This window comes from Agrobacterium sp. CNPSo 2736 (assembly GCF_004005385.1).
Lineage (GTDB): Bacteria > Pseudomonadota > Alphaproteobacteria > Rhizobiales > Rhizobiaceae > Agrobacterium > Agrobacterium leguminum.
Window position 1 is genome coordinate 153,305 of the sequence record NZ_RZTX01000004.1, and the last position, 14,512, is coordinate 167,816.

12 protein-coding genes are annotated in these 14,512 nt (G+C 60.4%); 5 read left to right on the top strand and 7 right to left on the bottom strand.

Annotation, left to right across the window (positions count from 1 at the left end; translation table 11 throughout):
* Positions 1 to 27: 27 nt before the first annotated feature.
* Positions 28 to 729 (bottom strand): DUF1013 domain-containing protein, encoded by a 702-nt coding sequence (locus EM858_RS09135; RefSeq protein WP_003520299.1) that lies wholly within the window; start codon positions 727 to 729, stop codon positions 28 to 30.
* Positions 730 to 960: 231 nt separating this feature from the next.
* Between EM858_RS09135 and acs the strand changes: the two genes are divergently transcribed.
* The gene (gene acs, locus EM858_RS09140; RefSeq protein ID WP_003520300.1) at positions 961 to 2,916 is read left to right on the top strand and encodes an acetate--CoA ligase; all 1,956 of its coding nucleotides are present in this window, start codon (positions 961 to 963) and stop codon (positions 2,914 to 2,916) included.
* A 106-nt stretch (positions 2,917 to 3,022) separates the two neighbouring features.
* On the opposite strand, the gene EM858_RS09145 is transcribed toward acs, so the two are convergent.
* The 6 genes from EM858_RS09145 to EM858_RS09170 form a co-directional block, all read right to left on the bottom strand.
* A complete protein-coding gene (locus EM858_RS09145; RefSeq protein ID WP_127756499.1) occupies positions 3,023 to 4,030 on the bottom strand; it encodes a TRAP transporter substrate-binding protein in 1,008 nt (335 codons plus the stop codon).
* Between the two features lie 40 nt (positions 4,031 to 4,070).
* Complete coding sequence (locus EM858_RS09150) at positions 4,071 to 5,348, bottom strand: TRAP transporter large permease subunit (protein WP_127756500.1); 1,278 nt, start codon at positions 5,346 to 5,348, stop codon at positions 4,071 to 4,073.
* 4 nt (positions 5,349 to 5,352) lie between these two features.
* Positions 5,353 to 5,883: a TRAP transporter small permease gene (locus EM858_RS09155; RefSeq protein ID WP_080815535.1), complete on the bottom strand. Its 531-nt coding sequence runs from the start codon at positions 5,881 to 5,883 to the stop codon at positions 5,353 to 5,355.
* A gap of 21 nt (positions 5,884 to 5,904) precedes the next feature.
* Positions 5,905 to 7,065: a fumarylacetoacetate hydrolase family protein gene (locus EM858_RS09160; RefSeq protein WP_127756501.1), complete on the bottom strand. Its 1,161-nt coding sequence runs from the start codon at positions 7,063 to 7,065 to the stop codon at positions 5,905 to 5,907.
* Positions 7,066 to 7,265: 200 nt separating this feature from the next.
* Entirely contained in the window at positions 7,266 to 7,982 is a 717-nt protein-coding gene (locus tag EM858_RS09165) for a FadR/GntR family transcriptional regulator (RefSeq protein ID WP_127756502.1), read from the bottom strand.
* Positions 7,983 to 8,098: 116 nt separating this feature from the next.
* Entirely contained in the window at positions 8,099 to 9,544 is a 1,446-nt protein-coding gene (locus EM858_RS09170; RefSeq protein ID WP_127756503.1) for an FAD-binding oxidoreductase, read from the bottom strand.
* Positions 9,545 to 9,743: 199 nt separating this feature from the next.
* On the opposite strand from EM858_RS09170, the gene denD reads away from it, so the two are divergent.
* The 4 genes from denD (at position 9,744) to EM858_RS09190 (ending at position 14,511) form a co-directional block, all read left to right on the top strand.
* Positions 9,744 to 10,730 (top strand): D-erythronate dehydrogenase, encoded by a 987-nt coding sequence (gene denD, locus EM858_RS09175; protein WP_127756504.1) that lies wholly within the window; start codon positions 9,744 to 9,746, stop codon positions 10,728 to 10,730.
* Positions 10,727 to 11,629 carry an NAD(P)-dependent oxidoreductase gene (locus tag EM858_RS09180; RefSeq protein ID WP_127756505.1) on the top strand — a complete coding sequence of 301 codons (903 nt, stop codon included), beginning with the start codon at positions 10,727 to 10,729 and terminating at the stop codon, positions 11,627 to 11,629. The genes denD and EM858_RS09180 overlap by 4 nt, the downstream gene beginning before the upstream one ends.
* A 9-nt stretch (positions 11,630 to 11,638) precedes the next feature.
* Positions 11,639 to 13,423 (top strand): IlvD/Edd family dehydratase, encoded by a 1,785-nt coding sequence (locus EM858_RS09185; protein ID WP_127756506.1) that lies wholly within the window; start codon positions 11,639 to 11,641, stop codon positions 13,421 to 13,423.
* A 113-nt stretch (positions 13,424 to 13,536) separates the two neighbouring features.
* On the top strand, positions 13,537 to 14,511 hold the full coding sequence (locus tag EM858_RS09190; protein WP_127756507.1) for a threonine/serine dehydratase: 975 nt from the start codon (positions 13,537 to 13,539) through the stop codon (positions 14,509 to 14,511).
* Position 14,512 lies beyond the last annotated feature (1 nt).

The following is a 14,512-nucleotide window of genomic DNA, read 5'->3' on the forward strand; positions in this document are numbered from 1 at the left end:
GGTTTTCAAACTCTAAAAGACGTTCGATCAGTAGTGATCGTCCTCGTCTTCGTCCTTCTGCGTAGACTTCAGCGAGCTGAGCTTCTTGAAGACCGCATCGGCGTCGATCTGCTCGTCTTCCTCGCGCTGGAAGCTGTAGTCCAGGCCTTCCGTCGCCGTTGCCGGCTGCAGCGTATTGTCGAGTTCTTCCGCGGTCGGAAGCGGACGGCCGCGCGATGCGCGTTCGACCTCGAGGTCGAGATCGATCTGGCTGCAGAGGCCGAGCGTCACCGGGTCCATCGGCGTCAGGTTGGCCGAGTTCCAGTGGGTACGGTCGCGAATCTGCTCGATGGTGGATTTCGTGGTGCCGACGAGACGCGAAATCTGCGCATCCTTCAGTTCCGGGTGGTTGCGAACGAGCCAGAGAATGGCGTTCGGACGGTCCTGACGCTTGGAAACCGGGGTGTAGCGCGGGCCGCGGCGCTTGGATTCCGGTACGCGAACCTTCGGCTCGGAAAGCTTGAGCTTGTGGTTGGGATTGGCTTCGGCGCGGGCGATCTCGTCGCGGGAGAGCTGTCCGGTTGCAATCGGATCGAGACCCTTGATGCCCTGTGCGGCTTCACCGTCGGCAATCGCCTTGACTTCAAGCGGATGCAGTTTGCAGAACGTGGCGATCTGATCGAACGACAGCGCGGTGTTGTCAACCAGCCATACAGCCGTAGCCTTTGGCATGAGCAATTGTTGAGCCATAGATACAGTCCTTCTGTCCGTCCGCGCCGGTGTCGCGGGCCGTGGGTATCAACCACTAATTTCCGGGATATGGGGGCTCTATAGCCGCATTGCATCAGAATTGCAATTCTTTGCGAAACAAATGACCTTTGTCTAATTGCCGTGCGGATTTGAACTGCTATGAATTCAACACATGCCTGAGGTGGGAGTCTCGGGCCACGTCATAAGCCATATCGGTTCCAGGAGGAGTTCATGTCTGCCAAAATCTACCCGGTTCTCAAATCGGCGAAGGCCCGCACGCTCATCGACAATGAGCGTTACCAGAAATGGTATCAGGAGAGCGTCGAGGATCCGGAAAAGTTCTGGGACAAGCACGGCCGGCGGATCGACTGGTTCAAGCCCTATACCAAGGTCAAGAACACGTCTTTCAAGGGCAGGGTGCCGATCAAGTGGTTCGAGGACGGCCTGACGAACGTTTCCTATAACTGTATCGACCGGCATCTGAAGACGCATGGCGAGCGCACGGCGATCATCTGGGAAGGCGACAACCCCTATATCGACAAGAAGATCACCTATAACCAGCTCTATGACTATGTCTGCCGTCTGGCGAATGTGCTGAAGAAGCACGGTGTCAAGAAGGGCGACCGCGTCACCATCTATATGCCGATGATACCCGAAGCGGCTTACGCGATGCTCGCCTGCGCTCGCATCGGCGCCATCCATTCCGTCGTGTTCGGCGGGTTCTCGCCGGAAGCGCTGGCGGGCCGCATCGTCGATTGCCAGTCCACCTTCGTCATCACCTGCGATGAGGGCGTGCGCGGCGGCAAGCCGATCCCGCTCAAGGAAAATACCGACAAGGCGATCGATATTGCCGCCAAACAATATGTCATCGTCAACAAGGTTCTGGTGGTGCGCCGCACCGGCGGCAAGACCGGCTGGGCGCCCGGCCGCGATATCTGGTACCATCAGGAAATCGCTACCGTGAAGCCGGATTGCCCGCCGGTGAAGATGCGGGCGGAAGACCCGCTATTCATCCTCTATACGTCCGGCTCCACCGGCAAGCCGAAAGGCGTGTTGCACACAACGGGCGGCTACCTCGTCTATACGTCGATGACGCATGAATATGTCTTCGACTACAAGGATGGTGAGGTTTTCTGGTGTACGGCCGATGTCGGCTGGGTCACCGGCCATTCCTATATCGTCTACGGGCCGCTTGCGAACTGCGCGACGACGCTGATGTTCGAAGGCGTTCCCAATTTCCCGGATCAGGGCCGCTTCTGGGAAGTCATCGACAAGCACAAGGTCAATATCTTCTACACCGCGCCGACGGCGCTCAGATCGCTGATGGGGGCGGGCGACCAGTTCGTCCAGCGCTCCTCGCGCGAGAGCCTGCGGCTTCTCGGCACGGTCGGCGAGCCGATCAATCCGGAAGCATGGGAGTGGTATTACCATGTGGTCGGTGAGGACAAGAGCCCGATCGTCGACACCTGGTGGCAGACGGAAACCGGCGGCATTCTCATTTCGCCGCTGCCGGGCGCGACCGACCTGAAACCGGGTTCGGCCACAAGGCCGTTCTTCGGCGTGCAGCCGCAGCTCGTCGATGCCGAGGGCAATGTGCTGGAAGGACCCGCCGACGGCAATCTCTGCATCATCGATAGCTGGCCGGGCCAGTCACGCTCCGTCTATGGCGATCATCAGCGCTTTGTCGATACGTATTTCTCGACCTACAAGGGCAAGTACTTCACCGGCGACGGTTGCCGGCGTGACGAGGACGGCTATTACTGGATCACCGGCCGCGTCGATGACGTGCTGAACGTTTCCGGTCACCGCCTTGGCACCGCCGAGGTGGAATCGGCGCTGGTGTCGCACCACCTCGTTTCGGAGGCGGCCGTGGTGGGCTACCCGCATGCCATCAAGGGCCAGGGCATTTATTGTTATGTCACGCTGATGGCGGGCCAGAATGGCGACTATGCGCTGCGCGAGGAGCTGGTGAAGCACGTGCGCAACGAGATCGGACCGGTTGCGACACCCGACAAGATCCAGTTCGCGCCGGGCCTGCCCAAGACCCGCTCCGGCAAGATCATGCGGCGCATCCTGCGCAAGATCGCCGAGGACGATTTTGGTGCGCTGGGGGATACGTCGACGCTCGCCGATCCGGCAGTGGTCGAAGACCTTATCGCCAACCGGCAGAACCGCACTGCGTCCTGATCTTCTGGAAAGGCTGCTTCGGCAGCCTTTTTCCATCTGTGATTTTCACAAACAAAAACACCCGGAGGCGGAACCTCCGGGTGTTTTCAATTGTATCCGGCAAGGATTACTGGCCGCGGATCTTCTTCAGGTCCGCCAGAACGGCGTCGACGACGTCTGCACCGATCTCAGCCTTGTGCTTTTCGTAGACGACCATCGACTTTTCGCGGATACGGGTCTGCTCTTCTGTAGACAGCGTGTTCACTTCGAGGCCGGCAGCCTTGATCTTCTCCAGCGACTTCTGGTTCAGTTCGCGGATGACCTTGCGCTCTTCGTCGCGGCCGACGACTGCGCATTCACGCAGGGCGGCCTGTTCTTCGGGCGTGTAGCTGTCGAAGATCGGCTTGGAGAAGAGGAAGAGGAACGGCGTATAGGCGTGGTTCGTCTCGGTGATGTACTTCTGCACTTCGTAGAACTTGGAGGTGTCGATCGTCACATAGGGGTTTTCCTGCGCGTCGATCGCGTTGGTTTCCAGCGCCGAGAAGACTTCGCCGAAGGCCATCGGCGTTGCATTGGCGCCGAGGTTCTGGAAGGTGTCGAGGAAGATGTTGTTCTGCATCACGCGAACCTTGAGGCCTGAGAAGTCTTCCCACTTGTTCACGGCATGCTTGGAGTTCGACAGGTTGCGGAAGCCGTTTTCCCAGTAGGCGAGGTTTACGAGGCCCTGTTCTTCCAGCTTCTTGTTCATCATGTCGCCGAAGGCTCCGTCCATGACGGCATCGGCTTCCTTGGCGTTGGCGAAGAGGAACGGCAGGTCGAAGACGCCGAGCGACGGGATGAGACCGACGAGGGGCGAGGACGACGTCACGACGGCTTCCTGAACGCCGGAGCGCAGGGCCTGGGTTGCCTGAAGGTCGCCGCCGAGAGCGCCGCCCCAGAATGCCGTCAGCTTCAGCTTGCCGCCGGACTTGTCGTCGAGGCAGGCCTGCATGGCCTTGATGCCGTTGCCGACCGGATGATCCTGGTTGATACCGTTCGAAACGCGGATATTGCGGCTGTTGAATTCGGCCATTGCCGGAGCTGCGGCGCCAACGGCGAATGCGATTGCCGTGGTGGTCAGAAGAAGCTTTCTCATAATATCCTCCCTTGGATTGTGTTCGAGAAGCGGTTGCGGATTAACGAAGATACTGCAGCGGTACGAGGACGATGTCCGGGAAAATCACCAGCAGCGCCAGGACGATGGTTTCGGCAACGAGGAACGGCCAGACGCCGATCGTGACCTTGCCGAGCGGGATGCGGCCGACGCCGCTGACGACGTTGAGAACCACGCCGACCGGAGGGGTAATCAGGCCGATGGCGTTGTTGATGATGAAGAGAACGCCGAAATAGACCGGGTCGATGCCCGCCTGCTTGATGATGGGCATCAGAACAGGCGTGAGGATCAGGATGGTCGGCGTCAGGTCGAGCGCGGTGCCGACGATGAAGACCAGCACCATGATGACGACCATCAGTAGCATCGGACGATCGATCAGCGGCTCGATATAGCTTGCGACTTCGTTCGGAATGTTCGCTGCCGTGATGAGCCATGCGGAGACGAGCGCTGCGCAGACGAGGAACATGATGATCGAGGTGCTCTTGGCGGCGCGCAGAAGCACGTGGAAGAGATCCGCCGGCTTCAGTTCGCGGTAGATCACCATGCCGACGAAAAGCGCGTAGGCGGCCGCCACGACGGCGGCTTCCGTCGGCGTCATGATGCCGGCCTTGATGCCGCCCAGAATGATGATGGGCATGCCGAGCGCCCAGCCGGCACGCGCGGTGGCGACGAGACGTTCCTTGGCGGTGGTTTTCGGCAGCGGCTTGATGTTGTCCTTGCGCACCACGATCAGCCAGGCGACGATCAGCGAAATGCCCATCAGAATGCCGGGAACGATACCTGCCAGGAACAGCTGGGTGATCGAGACGTTGGCGGCGACACCGAAAACGATGAAGGCCATGGACGGCGGAATGACCGGGGCGATGATGCCGCCTGCGGCGATGAGGCCGCCCGAGCGCGGAATATTGTAACCGGCCTTGGCCATCATCGGGATGAGGATTGCGGCAAGAGCTGCGGTATCGGCTGCCGCCGAACCGGAGATGCTGGCCATGATGATGGCTGCGACGATGGCAACGATGCCGAGACCGCCCCTGATATGGCCGACGCAGGCAATGGCGAAATCAATGATGCGGCGCGACAGGCCGCCGGAATTCATCAGTTCGCCAGCCAGAATGAAAAAGGGAATGGCGAGCAGCGTGAAGGTGTCGGCGCCCGAAATCATGTTCTGGGCGATGATCGCGGTGTTGAACATGCCCATGTACCACATGAGCACGACGCCGCAGAACATCAGCGAGAAAGCGACGGGAACGCCAATCGCCATGGCTCCCAGCAGAGAGCCGATAAAAACGAGAAGTGTCATGGTATCAGCGCTCCGAAAGCTGTTCGATCGTCAGGTTCTCGCCCGCGAACTGGGCGATTTCGTCTTCCGTGACGCGACCCGTCAAAAGACGGTACAGGCGCTCCAGCGCGATGATGAACATCAGTCCGCCGGTGAACATGCCGACGCCATAGACCCAGATCATCGAAAGCTTGGTGACCGGTGCATGCATGCTGGCATTGATGCCGGACTGCTTCCAGGTGCCCCAGAAGAAGATGGCGGAACAGGCCAGAATGATGATGTTCGACGCGATCATGCAGACGATGCGGGCGCGACGGGAGAGAAACATCACGAGCGTTTCGATGCCCATGTGGCTGTTCTCACGGAAGGTCAGCACGGCGCCGATGAAGGTCAGCCAGACGAAGAAATAACGCGACAGTTCTTCCGAGACGTTGATGCCGGAATTCATCGTATAACGCATGACGACGTTGACGAAGACCATGATCGACATGCCGGCGAGCAGCAGGACGAGAATGATTTCGAGAATCCGGTAAAAGAGATTGATGGTCTTTTGCATTTTCCCCTCCCGAAGAAATATCTAGAGCAGCCCTCGTTTCGCCAGGTTGCGCATCAGGGCCGCGGTGCCGAATGTCCATTCCGGGCATTCGTCGGTCGTGGTGACCCAGTTGATCAGCTTACCGAGCTTGGGCGTGGAGATTTCGACACGGTCACCCTTTGAGTGGGTGAAACCGAGGCCTGGGCCATGGCGATCCTTCACCGGCGCGAACATCGTGCCAAGGAAAAAGACGGCGCCGTCAGGATATTGATGGTTACGGTTCAAGAGCTGCGAAGCGAGGTTTTCCGGCGTGCGGCTGATCGCCTCCATGGGGCTGACGCCCGTCATGGTGAAACCGTCTTCGCCCTCGACCAGAAGCGATATCTGCGACTTCTTCACATCTTCAATGGTGAAGTTGCCGTCGAACAGGCGGATAAAGGGACCGATTGCGCAGGATGCGTTATTGTCCTTCGCCTTGCTGAGCAGCAGGGCGGAGCGGCCTTCAAAGTCGCGCAGGTTGACGTCGTTGCCAAGCGTCGCGCCGACGATGCGGCCATCGGAGGTGATGGCCAGCACCACTTCCGGCTCCGGGTTGTTCCACTGCGATTTCGGATGAACGCCGATCAGCGCGCCGCAGCCGACAGAAGCCATGGCTTGCGCTTTGGAGAATATCTCCGCATCCGGCCCGATACCCACTTCCAGATATTGCGACCAGAGGCCCATTTCCTGGAGCAGTTTCTTCACTTCGGCAGCTTTTTCGGAACCGGCCTCAAGTCCCTTGAGATTGTCACCGAGAACCGGCGCCAGCCTTCCGCGAATTTCCTGCGCACGCAGCGGATCGCCCTTGGCCTGTTCCTCGATCACGCGTTCCAGCATGCTGTCGGCGAAGGTGACGCCGGCGGCCTTCACGGCCTGAATGTCGTTGGGAGCAAGGAGTTCGCCGGCGGAACCGTCCAGAAAAGCTTCCAGTGCGCCGAGTGCGACGAAAGTGCCGGTGTCGGCGAGCTGCTCAACCAGATCCGTCTTTTCCAGAAGTTCGGACATGGTTGGGGAAATCGAAGTGAGGTCATAAAGCACGCCGCCCTTCAGCAGGACGGGGCAGGGGCCGCCTTCGCTCTTCGACCAGACGCGGCCGACGAGCAGCGCGTTTTCGAAATCTTCAGGCAAAATTGCGGTAGCGTCGATGGACCTTGTACCGGTCATATAGTCCTCCCCTTCAGCATCCGACAGGCCGCCTCCTGCGGTCTTATTGTCTGGATGTCTGACAACCTAATCCCATTCTTCTTAGTATGACTTTTGCTACGAGTCTAGCGGCCTCGCCGACAAAATTATCGTGTTTCGCGTCTCAATTCCCGGAAAGTCGTAAACCTGTCGTATAGCTTACCGGCGTGCTCATGTGCTGCTCAGAAGATATCCAGTTCGAGATTGACCCGGCTGGCTGCGCCGATCAGGTGCTTGCGCATGGGGTTCTTGGCGGCAGTGGCATCGGCCTTCTCGACGGCTTCGTAGATTGCCACATGTTCGGCGATCGTCACTTCGAGAATTTCACCAAAAACCGCACGAGAAAAAGCAATGTTTATGGCGGAGCTGATGCGTTCCGCGATGAAGCCGAGGAACATCAGGAAATATTCGTTCTCAGTCGCTTCCGCCAGAATCCGGTGGAAGTCGAGATCGGCGGCAACGCCTTCCGTCGACCAGTCATCGGCGGTTTTCATCTTTTCCAAGGCTGCCGCCAGCCGCGTCAGCTGCTGCGGGCTGCGGTGCAGTGCGGCCAGCCCCGCCGCCTCTATTTCCAGCGGCATGCGAAGCTGGAAAAGATCGCGAAAATTTTCCGGATCGTTCAGCCGCGACCGTTCGATGCGGATGGACAGTCTTTGCCGGGGATCTGTGACGAATGCGCCCACGCCCTGCCGGGTTTCGACAAAGCCCTCGTTGCGCAATTGCGCGATCGCTTCGCGGATGACCGAACGGCTGACGCCGAAGGTTTTCGCCAGAACATGTTCGGTCGGCAGCCTGTCACCCGGTCCGAGCTTCGAATCATTGATTTCGCGCGCAATCTCCGCGGCGATCCGGCCGGGCAGATGGTCGTTGCGATGTATCTGATTGAACTCCAGCGTCATGGTTGCTCCCGTTCCACAGAAACGATTGGTTCGTTTTCCCGCGGCAGGCGACTTCCTCCTTCGCCGTCAGCGGGGTTTCAAAGGCGGCGTTTTCGGCCGCCTTTGCCGTTCCTCGATTAGCTATCCGGTTGCAGGGTTATCTGGCAACCGGGATTCATCCGCAAATCAGGGTCGAAGGTGTTTTTCAGGCCGGTGATCATCCGGCGCTGGACGTCGGATAGCCGGCTTTCGAAATCGGAGCGTTTCAGGCGGCCGATGCCGTGCTCGGCGCTGATGCTGCCGACGTAACGGTCGAGGACCTCGTTAACGAGTGTCTTGGACTTGTAAATGAAGGCGTCGCGCTCTTCCGGTGTCGAACCGTTCGGCGGCAGCACGTTGAGGTGGACGTTGCCGTCTCCGACATGGCCATAGGAAACCGCCAGGCACTCCGGCAATTTTTCCGCCAGTTCCGCCTCGGCTTCGGCCACGAAAGCCGCGAGTTTCGACAAAGGTACGGAAATGTCGGTACGCATATGCGCGCCGCGCAGCGCCTGGCCCTCGTTCATGCCTTCGCGGAACAGCCAGAGCGATTGGGCCTGTGCCCGTGAAGAAGCGATCACGCCGTCCAGCACCAGCCCGTCTTCCATCACGTCCTCTAGGAAGCGTCCCATCAGGTCGGCCGTGTCCACCAGACCGGAGCCTGAAATTTCCATCAGCACATAAGCGGGGTAATCGCCGGCAATCGGCATTTTCAGGTCGGGGATCGCTTCGATCGCCAGCGTGAAAGCGACAGGCGGCATGAATTCGAAGGCGGACATGAGGTCGCAGCATTCGCGGCGCGCGCGGCGGTAAAGCTTGATGGCATCGTCAAGCGAATTGAGGCCGAGCAGTGCCGTCTCGACATGTTCGGGATTGGGATAAAGCTTGACGGCAACGGCCGTGATGATGCCGAGTGTTCCCTCCGCGCCGATGAAAAGCTGCTTCAGATCGATTCCGCGATTATCCTTGCGCAGCGTCGACAGCCCGTTCCAGATGGTGCCATCGGACAGGACCACCTCCAGACCCAGCACCAGTTCGCGGGTCATGCCGTAGCGCAGGACATTGATGCCGCCGGCATTGGTGGAGACGTTGCCGCCGATGCGGCAGCTGCCCTGCGCGCCGAGCGACAACGGGAAGAACATGCCCCTGTCCTCAACCGCATCCTTGAACTCCGAGAGAATGCAGCCGGCCTCTACGACGGCGGAAAAATCGTCGCTATCTATGGTGCGGATGGCGTTCATGCGCTCGAGGCTCAATACGACCTGATGCTTGGGTGCATCGGGAATGCCGCCGAGCACCAGTCCGGTGTTGCCGCCCTGGGGGATGATGGCAAGGCCGAGTTCCGCGCAGGCGCGAACGGTGTCGGAGACTTCCTTGGTCGACCGGGGGCGGATGACGGCCACGGCCGAGCTGGTGACATCGCCGTGCCAGTCGCGGCAATAGCGCAGCATGTCTTCCTGCGATGTCAGCAGCAAAGCCTCGCCGAGCCTGTTCTTCAACGAGAACCGCAATTCCTCGATATCGGTTTCGCTCACGATCGTCATTCCACCCTCTCCGTCCAATCCGCCCTAAATTTCCGGACAGGGCTGTTTCGCCCTTGCTTTTGCCGGTTTGTGAAAAAATACTATTTTCAATCCGATCATATAAGGTTATCAGACAACCTTACAAGCTAATTTATCGGTCGACTGGCCGATGGTGTTTTTTCGGTCTCGGGAGAATGGCCGGGACAAAGAGGAGGAAGACATGCATATCGCAATCATCGGCGCCGCAGGCATGGTTGGCCGCAAGCTGACGCAGCGTCTCGTCAAGGATGGATCGCTTGGCGGCAAGCCGATCGACAAGTTCACGCTCATCGACGTGTTCCAGCCTGAAGCGCCCGCCGGTTTTCCCGGTAAGGTCGATGCGCGTGCCGCCGATCTCTCCGCGCCGGGTGAGGCCGAAAAGCTGGTGGAAGCCCGCCCCGATGCCATTTTTCACCTCGCCGCCATCGTCTCCGGCGAAGCCGAGCTCGATTTCGACAAGGGTTACCGCATCAACCTCGACGGCACGCGTTATCTCTTCGACGCCATCCGTATTGCCAATGGTAAGGACGGCTACAAGCCGCGCGTGGTCTTCACGTCGTCTATCGCCGTCTTCGGTGCGCCGCTCCCCTATCCGATCCCGGACGAGTTCCACACCACGCCTTTGACCAGCTATGGCACGCAAAAGGCGATCTGCGAATTGCTGCTGTCCGATTACAGCCGTCGCGGTTTCTTTGACGGCATTGGCATTCGCCTGCCGACCATCTGCATTCGTCCCGGCAAGCCGAATGCGGCCGCCTCCGGCTTCTTCTCCAATATTCTGCGCGAGCCGCTGGTCGGGCAGGAAGCGGTTCTGCCGGTTCCGGAAAGCATTCGTCACTGGCATGCCTCGCCGCGTTCGGCCGTCGGTTTCCTCATCCATGGCGCAACGATCGACGTCGAAAAGGTCGGCCCGCGCCGCAACCTGTCGATGCCCGGCCTCAGCGCCACCGTCGGCGAACAGATCGAGGCGTTACGCAAGGTCGCGGGCGAAAAGGCCGTTGCCCTCATTCGCCGCGAGCCGAACGAGATGATCATGCGCATGTGCGAAGGCTGGGCCCCCGGTTTCGAGGCCAAGCGCGCCCGCGAACTCGGCTTTACGGCTGAAAGCTCGTTCGAAGAAATCATTCAGGTTCATATCGAGGACGAACTGGGAGGTTCACTGAAATGAGTGTCGACGGGGAGGAGAAGAAGCAGTCTGTCGCCTTTATCGGCACTGGCCTGATGGGCGGGCCGATGGCCCGGCGTCTGCTGGGCGCCGGCTTTTCGGTCACGGTCTGGAACCGCAGCGTCGATAAGGCCGAGGCGCTGGTTGCCGATGGCGCGGTTGTCGCGTCATCGCCGGCGGAAGCCGCCAAGGGCGCCGATATCGTCATCACCATGCTGAGCGACGGAAAGGCGGTAGGCGAGGTGCTGTTTGCGGCCGGCGTCGCCGAAGCGCTGAAAAAGGGGGCGGTCGTCATCGACAGCAGCTCGATTGCGCCGCCGATTGCGCGGGAACATTCCTCCCGGCTTCAGTCTTTGGGCATTCACCATGTCGACGCGCCGGTTTCCGGCGGCGTGCCAGGCGCGACGGCCGGTACGCTCGCCATCATGGCCGGTGGGGATGAGGCGCTGATCGTGGGTCTTGCGGATGTTTTCGCACCGATGGGCCGCCTCACCTATGTCGGTCCCTCGGGTGCGGGCCAGCTCTGCAAGCTCGCCAACCAGCAGATCGTCGCCATCACCATCGGCGCGGTTGCCGAGGCGATGATGCTGGTGGAAGCGGGCGGCGCCTCGCGCGAAGGGTTCCGCAACGCCATTCGCGGCGGTTTTGCCGAAAGCCGAATCCTGGAACTGCATGGCGAGCGCATGGTGAAGCGCAATTTCGTGCCGGGCGGTCCCTCCAAGTTCCAGCTCAAGGATCTGAACGGCGTGCTGGCGACGGCGAAGGATCTGTCTCTCAACCTGCCGCTTACCCAGCAGGTGACGCGGGAGTTCGACGACTTCGTCGGTGACGGCGGTGCCGATATCGATCATAGCGGCATCCTGCTCTATCTCGAAAAACTCAATAACCGGGAACAGGGCTGAGGCAGGTTCATGAGCGACGACAAGACACCCATGCGCCGCCTGCGGTCGCAGGACTGGTTCGACAATCCCGACCATCTCGACATGACGGCGCTCTATCTCGAGCGCTTCATGAATTACGGTGTGACGCCGGAAGAGCTGCGTTCCGGCAAGCCGGTCATCGGCATCGCACAGAGCGGCAGCGACCTGACGCCCTGTAATCGCGTCCATGTGGAACTGGTCAAGCGGGTGCGGGACGGTATCCGCGACGCGGGCGGCATACCCATCGAGTTTCCGACTCATCCGATGTTCGAAAACTGCAAGCGCCCGACGGCGGCGCTCGACCGCAATCTCGCCTATCTCAGCCTCGTGGAAGTGCTTTACGGTTATCCGCTCGACGGCGTCGTTTTGACCACGGGTTGCGACAAGACCACGCCTTCGGCGCTGATGGCGGCAAGCACGGTGGATATTCCGGCTATCGTTCTATCCGGCGGGCCGATGCTCGACGGTTACCATGATGGTGATCTGGTCGGTTCCGGCACTGTCATCTGGCGCATGCGCCGCAAATATGGTGCGGGCGAAATCACCCGCGAGGAATTCTTGCAGGCGGCGCTCGAATCCGCTCCTTCCGTCGGCCATTGCAACACTATGGGCACCGCGTCCACCATGAATGCCATGGCGGAGGCGCTCGGTATGTCGCTCACCGGCTGCGGTGCGATCCCGGCCGCTTACCGCGAGCGCGGCCAGATGGCCTATCGCACCGGCCGCCGCGCCGTCGAGCTGGTTGTCGAGAACATCAAGCCTTCCGACATCATGACACGCGAGGCGTTTTTGAACGCGATCCGCGTCAATTCGGCGATTGGCGGTTCCACCAATGCCCAGCCGCATCTCGCAGCGATGGCGAAACATGCGGGCGTTGAGCTTCGCGAGGAGGACTGGCAGGTCCACGGTTACGACATTCCGCTCATCGCCAATGTCCAGCCGGCCGGCAAATGGCTGGGTGAGAAATATCACCGCGCCGGCGGCACGCCCGCCATCATGTGGGAGCTTCTCAAGGCGGGCAAGCTCGACGGAAGCTGTCCGACCGTAACCGGCAAGACCATGGCGGAAAACCTGGAAGGCCGGGAATCCACCGACCGTGACGTGATCCTGCCTTATGACAAGCCGCTGAAGGAACGCGCCGGTTTCCTCGTCCTCAAGGGCAACCTGTTCGATTTCGCCATCATGAAGACGAGCGTGATTTCGGCGGAATTCCGCCAGCGTTATCTGAGCGAGCCGGGCCGCGAGGGCATTTTCGAAGGCAAATGCGTGGTGTTCGATGGTTCGGAAGACTATCACGCCCGTATCAACGACCCTTCCCTCGATATCGATGAACGCACCATTCTTGTCATTCGCGGTGCGGGGCCGCTCGGCTGGCCAGGTTCGGCTGAGGTCGTCAACATGCAGCCGCCGGATGCGCTGTTGAAAAAGGGCATTACCAGCCTGCCGACGATTGGTGACGGCCGGCAGTCGGGAACGGCGGACAGCCCGTCCATCCTCAACGCCTCGCCGGAAAGTGCCGCAGGCGGTGGGCTGGCATGGCTCCGCACGGGCGATGTCATCCGCATCGATTTCAATGAGGGCGAGTGCAATGCGCTGGTGCCGGATGACGAGCTTGCCGCCCGCAAGGCTGACGGCATTCCCGCTGTTCCCGCGGATGCGACGCCATGGCAGCGCATCTACCGCCAGTCGGTGACCCAGCTTTCCGATGGCGCGGTTCTGGAAGGGGCCGCGGATTTCCGCCGGATCGCCGAGAAGATGCCCCGGCACAATCATTGATCACGTAGGACAAAAATCCCCGGCCATGTCTGGGGATTTTTCTTTTCCGGGCGGTTTCGCAATTGATCGCGACCTCTTAATGTACCCGTAAATCCGCATCACAGGGGCAGGACATGACAGATATTTCGATGATAGAAGCCGCGCGTGGGCGCATCGGCAACCATGCGGTTCGCACACCGCTTCTTTCATCGCCTTTTCTGGACGAAATTGCCGGGCGAAAGCTGTTCGTGAAGGCTGAATGCCTGCAAAGAACGGGTTCCTTCAAGTTTCGCGGCGGCTGGTCGGCCGTCTCCGGCCTTCCGGCGGAGGTGCGCGCCAAGGGCGTGATCGCCTTTTCCTCCGGCAACCATGCGCAGGGCGTGGCGCTTGCCGCCCGGCTGCACAATGTTCCCGCCGTCATCATCATGCCGTCGGATGCGCCGAAGATCAAAATCGACAATACCCGGGCCTTTGGCGCGGAGGTGGTGCTTTATGACCGTGCTAACGAAGATCGCGATGCGATCGGAGATCGCATTTCGCGCGAGCGTGGGCTGACGTTGATCAGGCCCTATGACGAACCGCTGGTCATTGCCGGGCAGGGAACGGTGGGGCTGGAGATTGCCGAACAGGGCGCGGAGCTGGGCATCGGCGCGGCCGAGGTTCTGGTGCCCTGCGGTGGTGGCGGCCTCACCTCCGGCATCTCCCTGGCACTCGCAGCAAAAGCGCCGAACTACAAGGTCAGGACGTCGGAACCGGAGCGCTTCGACGATGTGGCCCGCTCCCTTGCCTCGGGCAAGATCGAGCGTAACGCCACGACCTCGGGCTCGATCTGCGACGCGATCGTCACGCCGCAGCCCGGCAACATTACTTTCCCCATCATGGCCGGGCTCTGCGGAAAAGGCATTGCCGTGACCGAGGAGGAAGCGCTGCGGGCTATGGTTCTCGCCTTCAACCGGCTGAAGATCGTTGTCGAACCCGGTGGTGCGGTGGCGCTGGCGGCGGCCCTCTTCCACGGCGATGAACTGGAAAGCGAAACGGTGATCGCAGTCGCTTCCGGCGGCAATGTCGATCCGGAGATCATGGCCGCCGCGCTGTCCCGTTTCGGCTGAG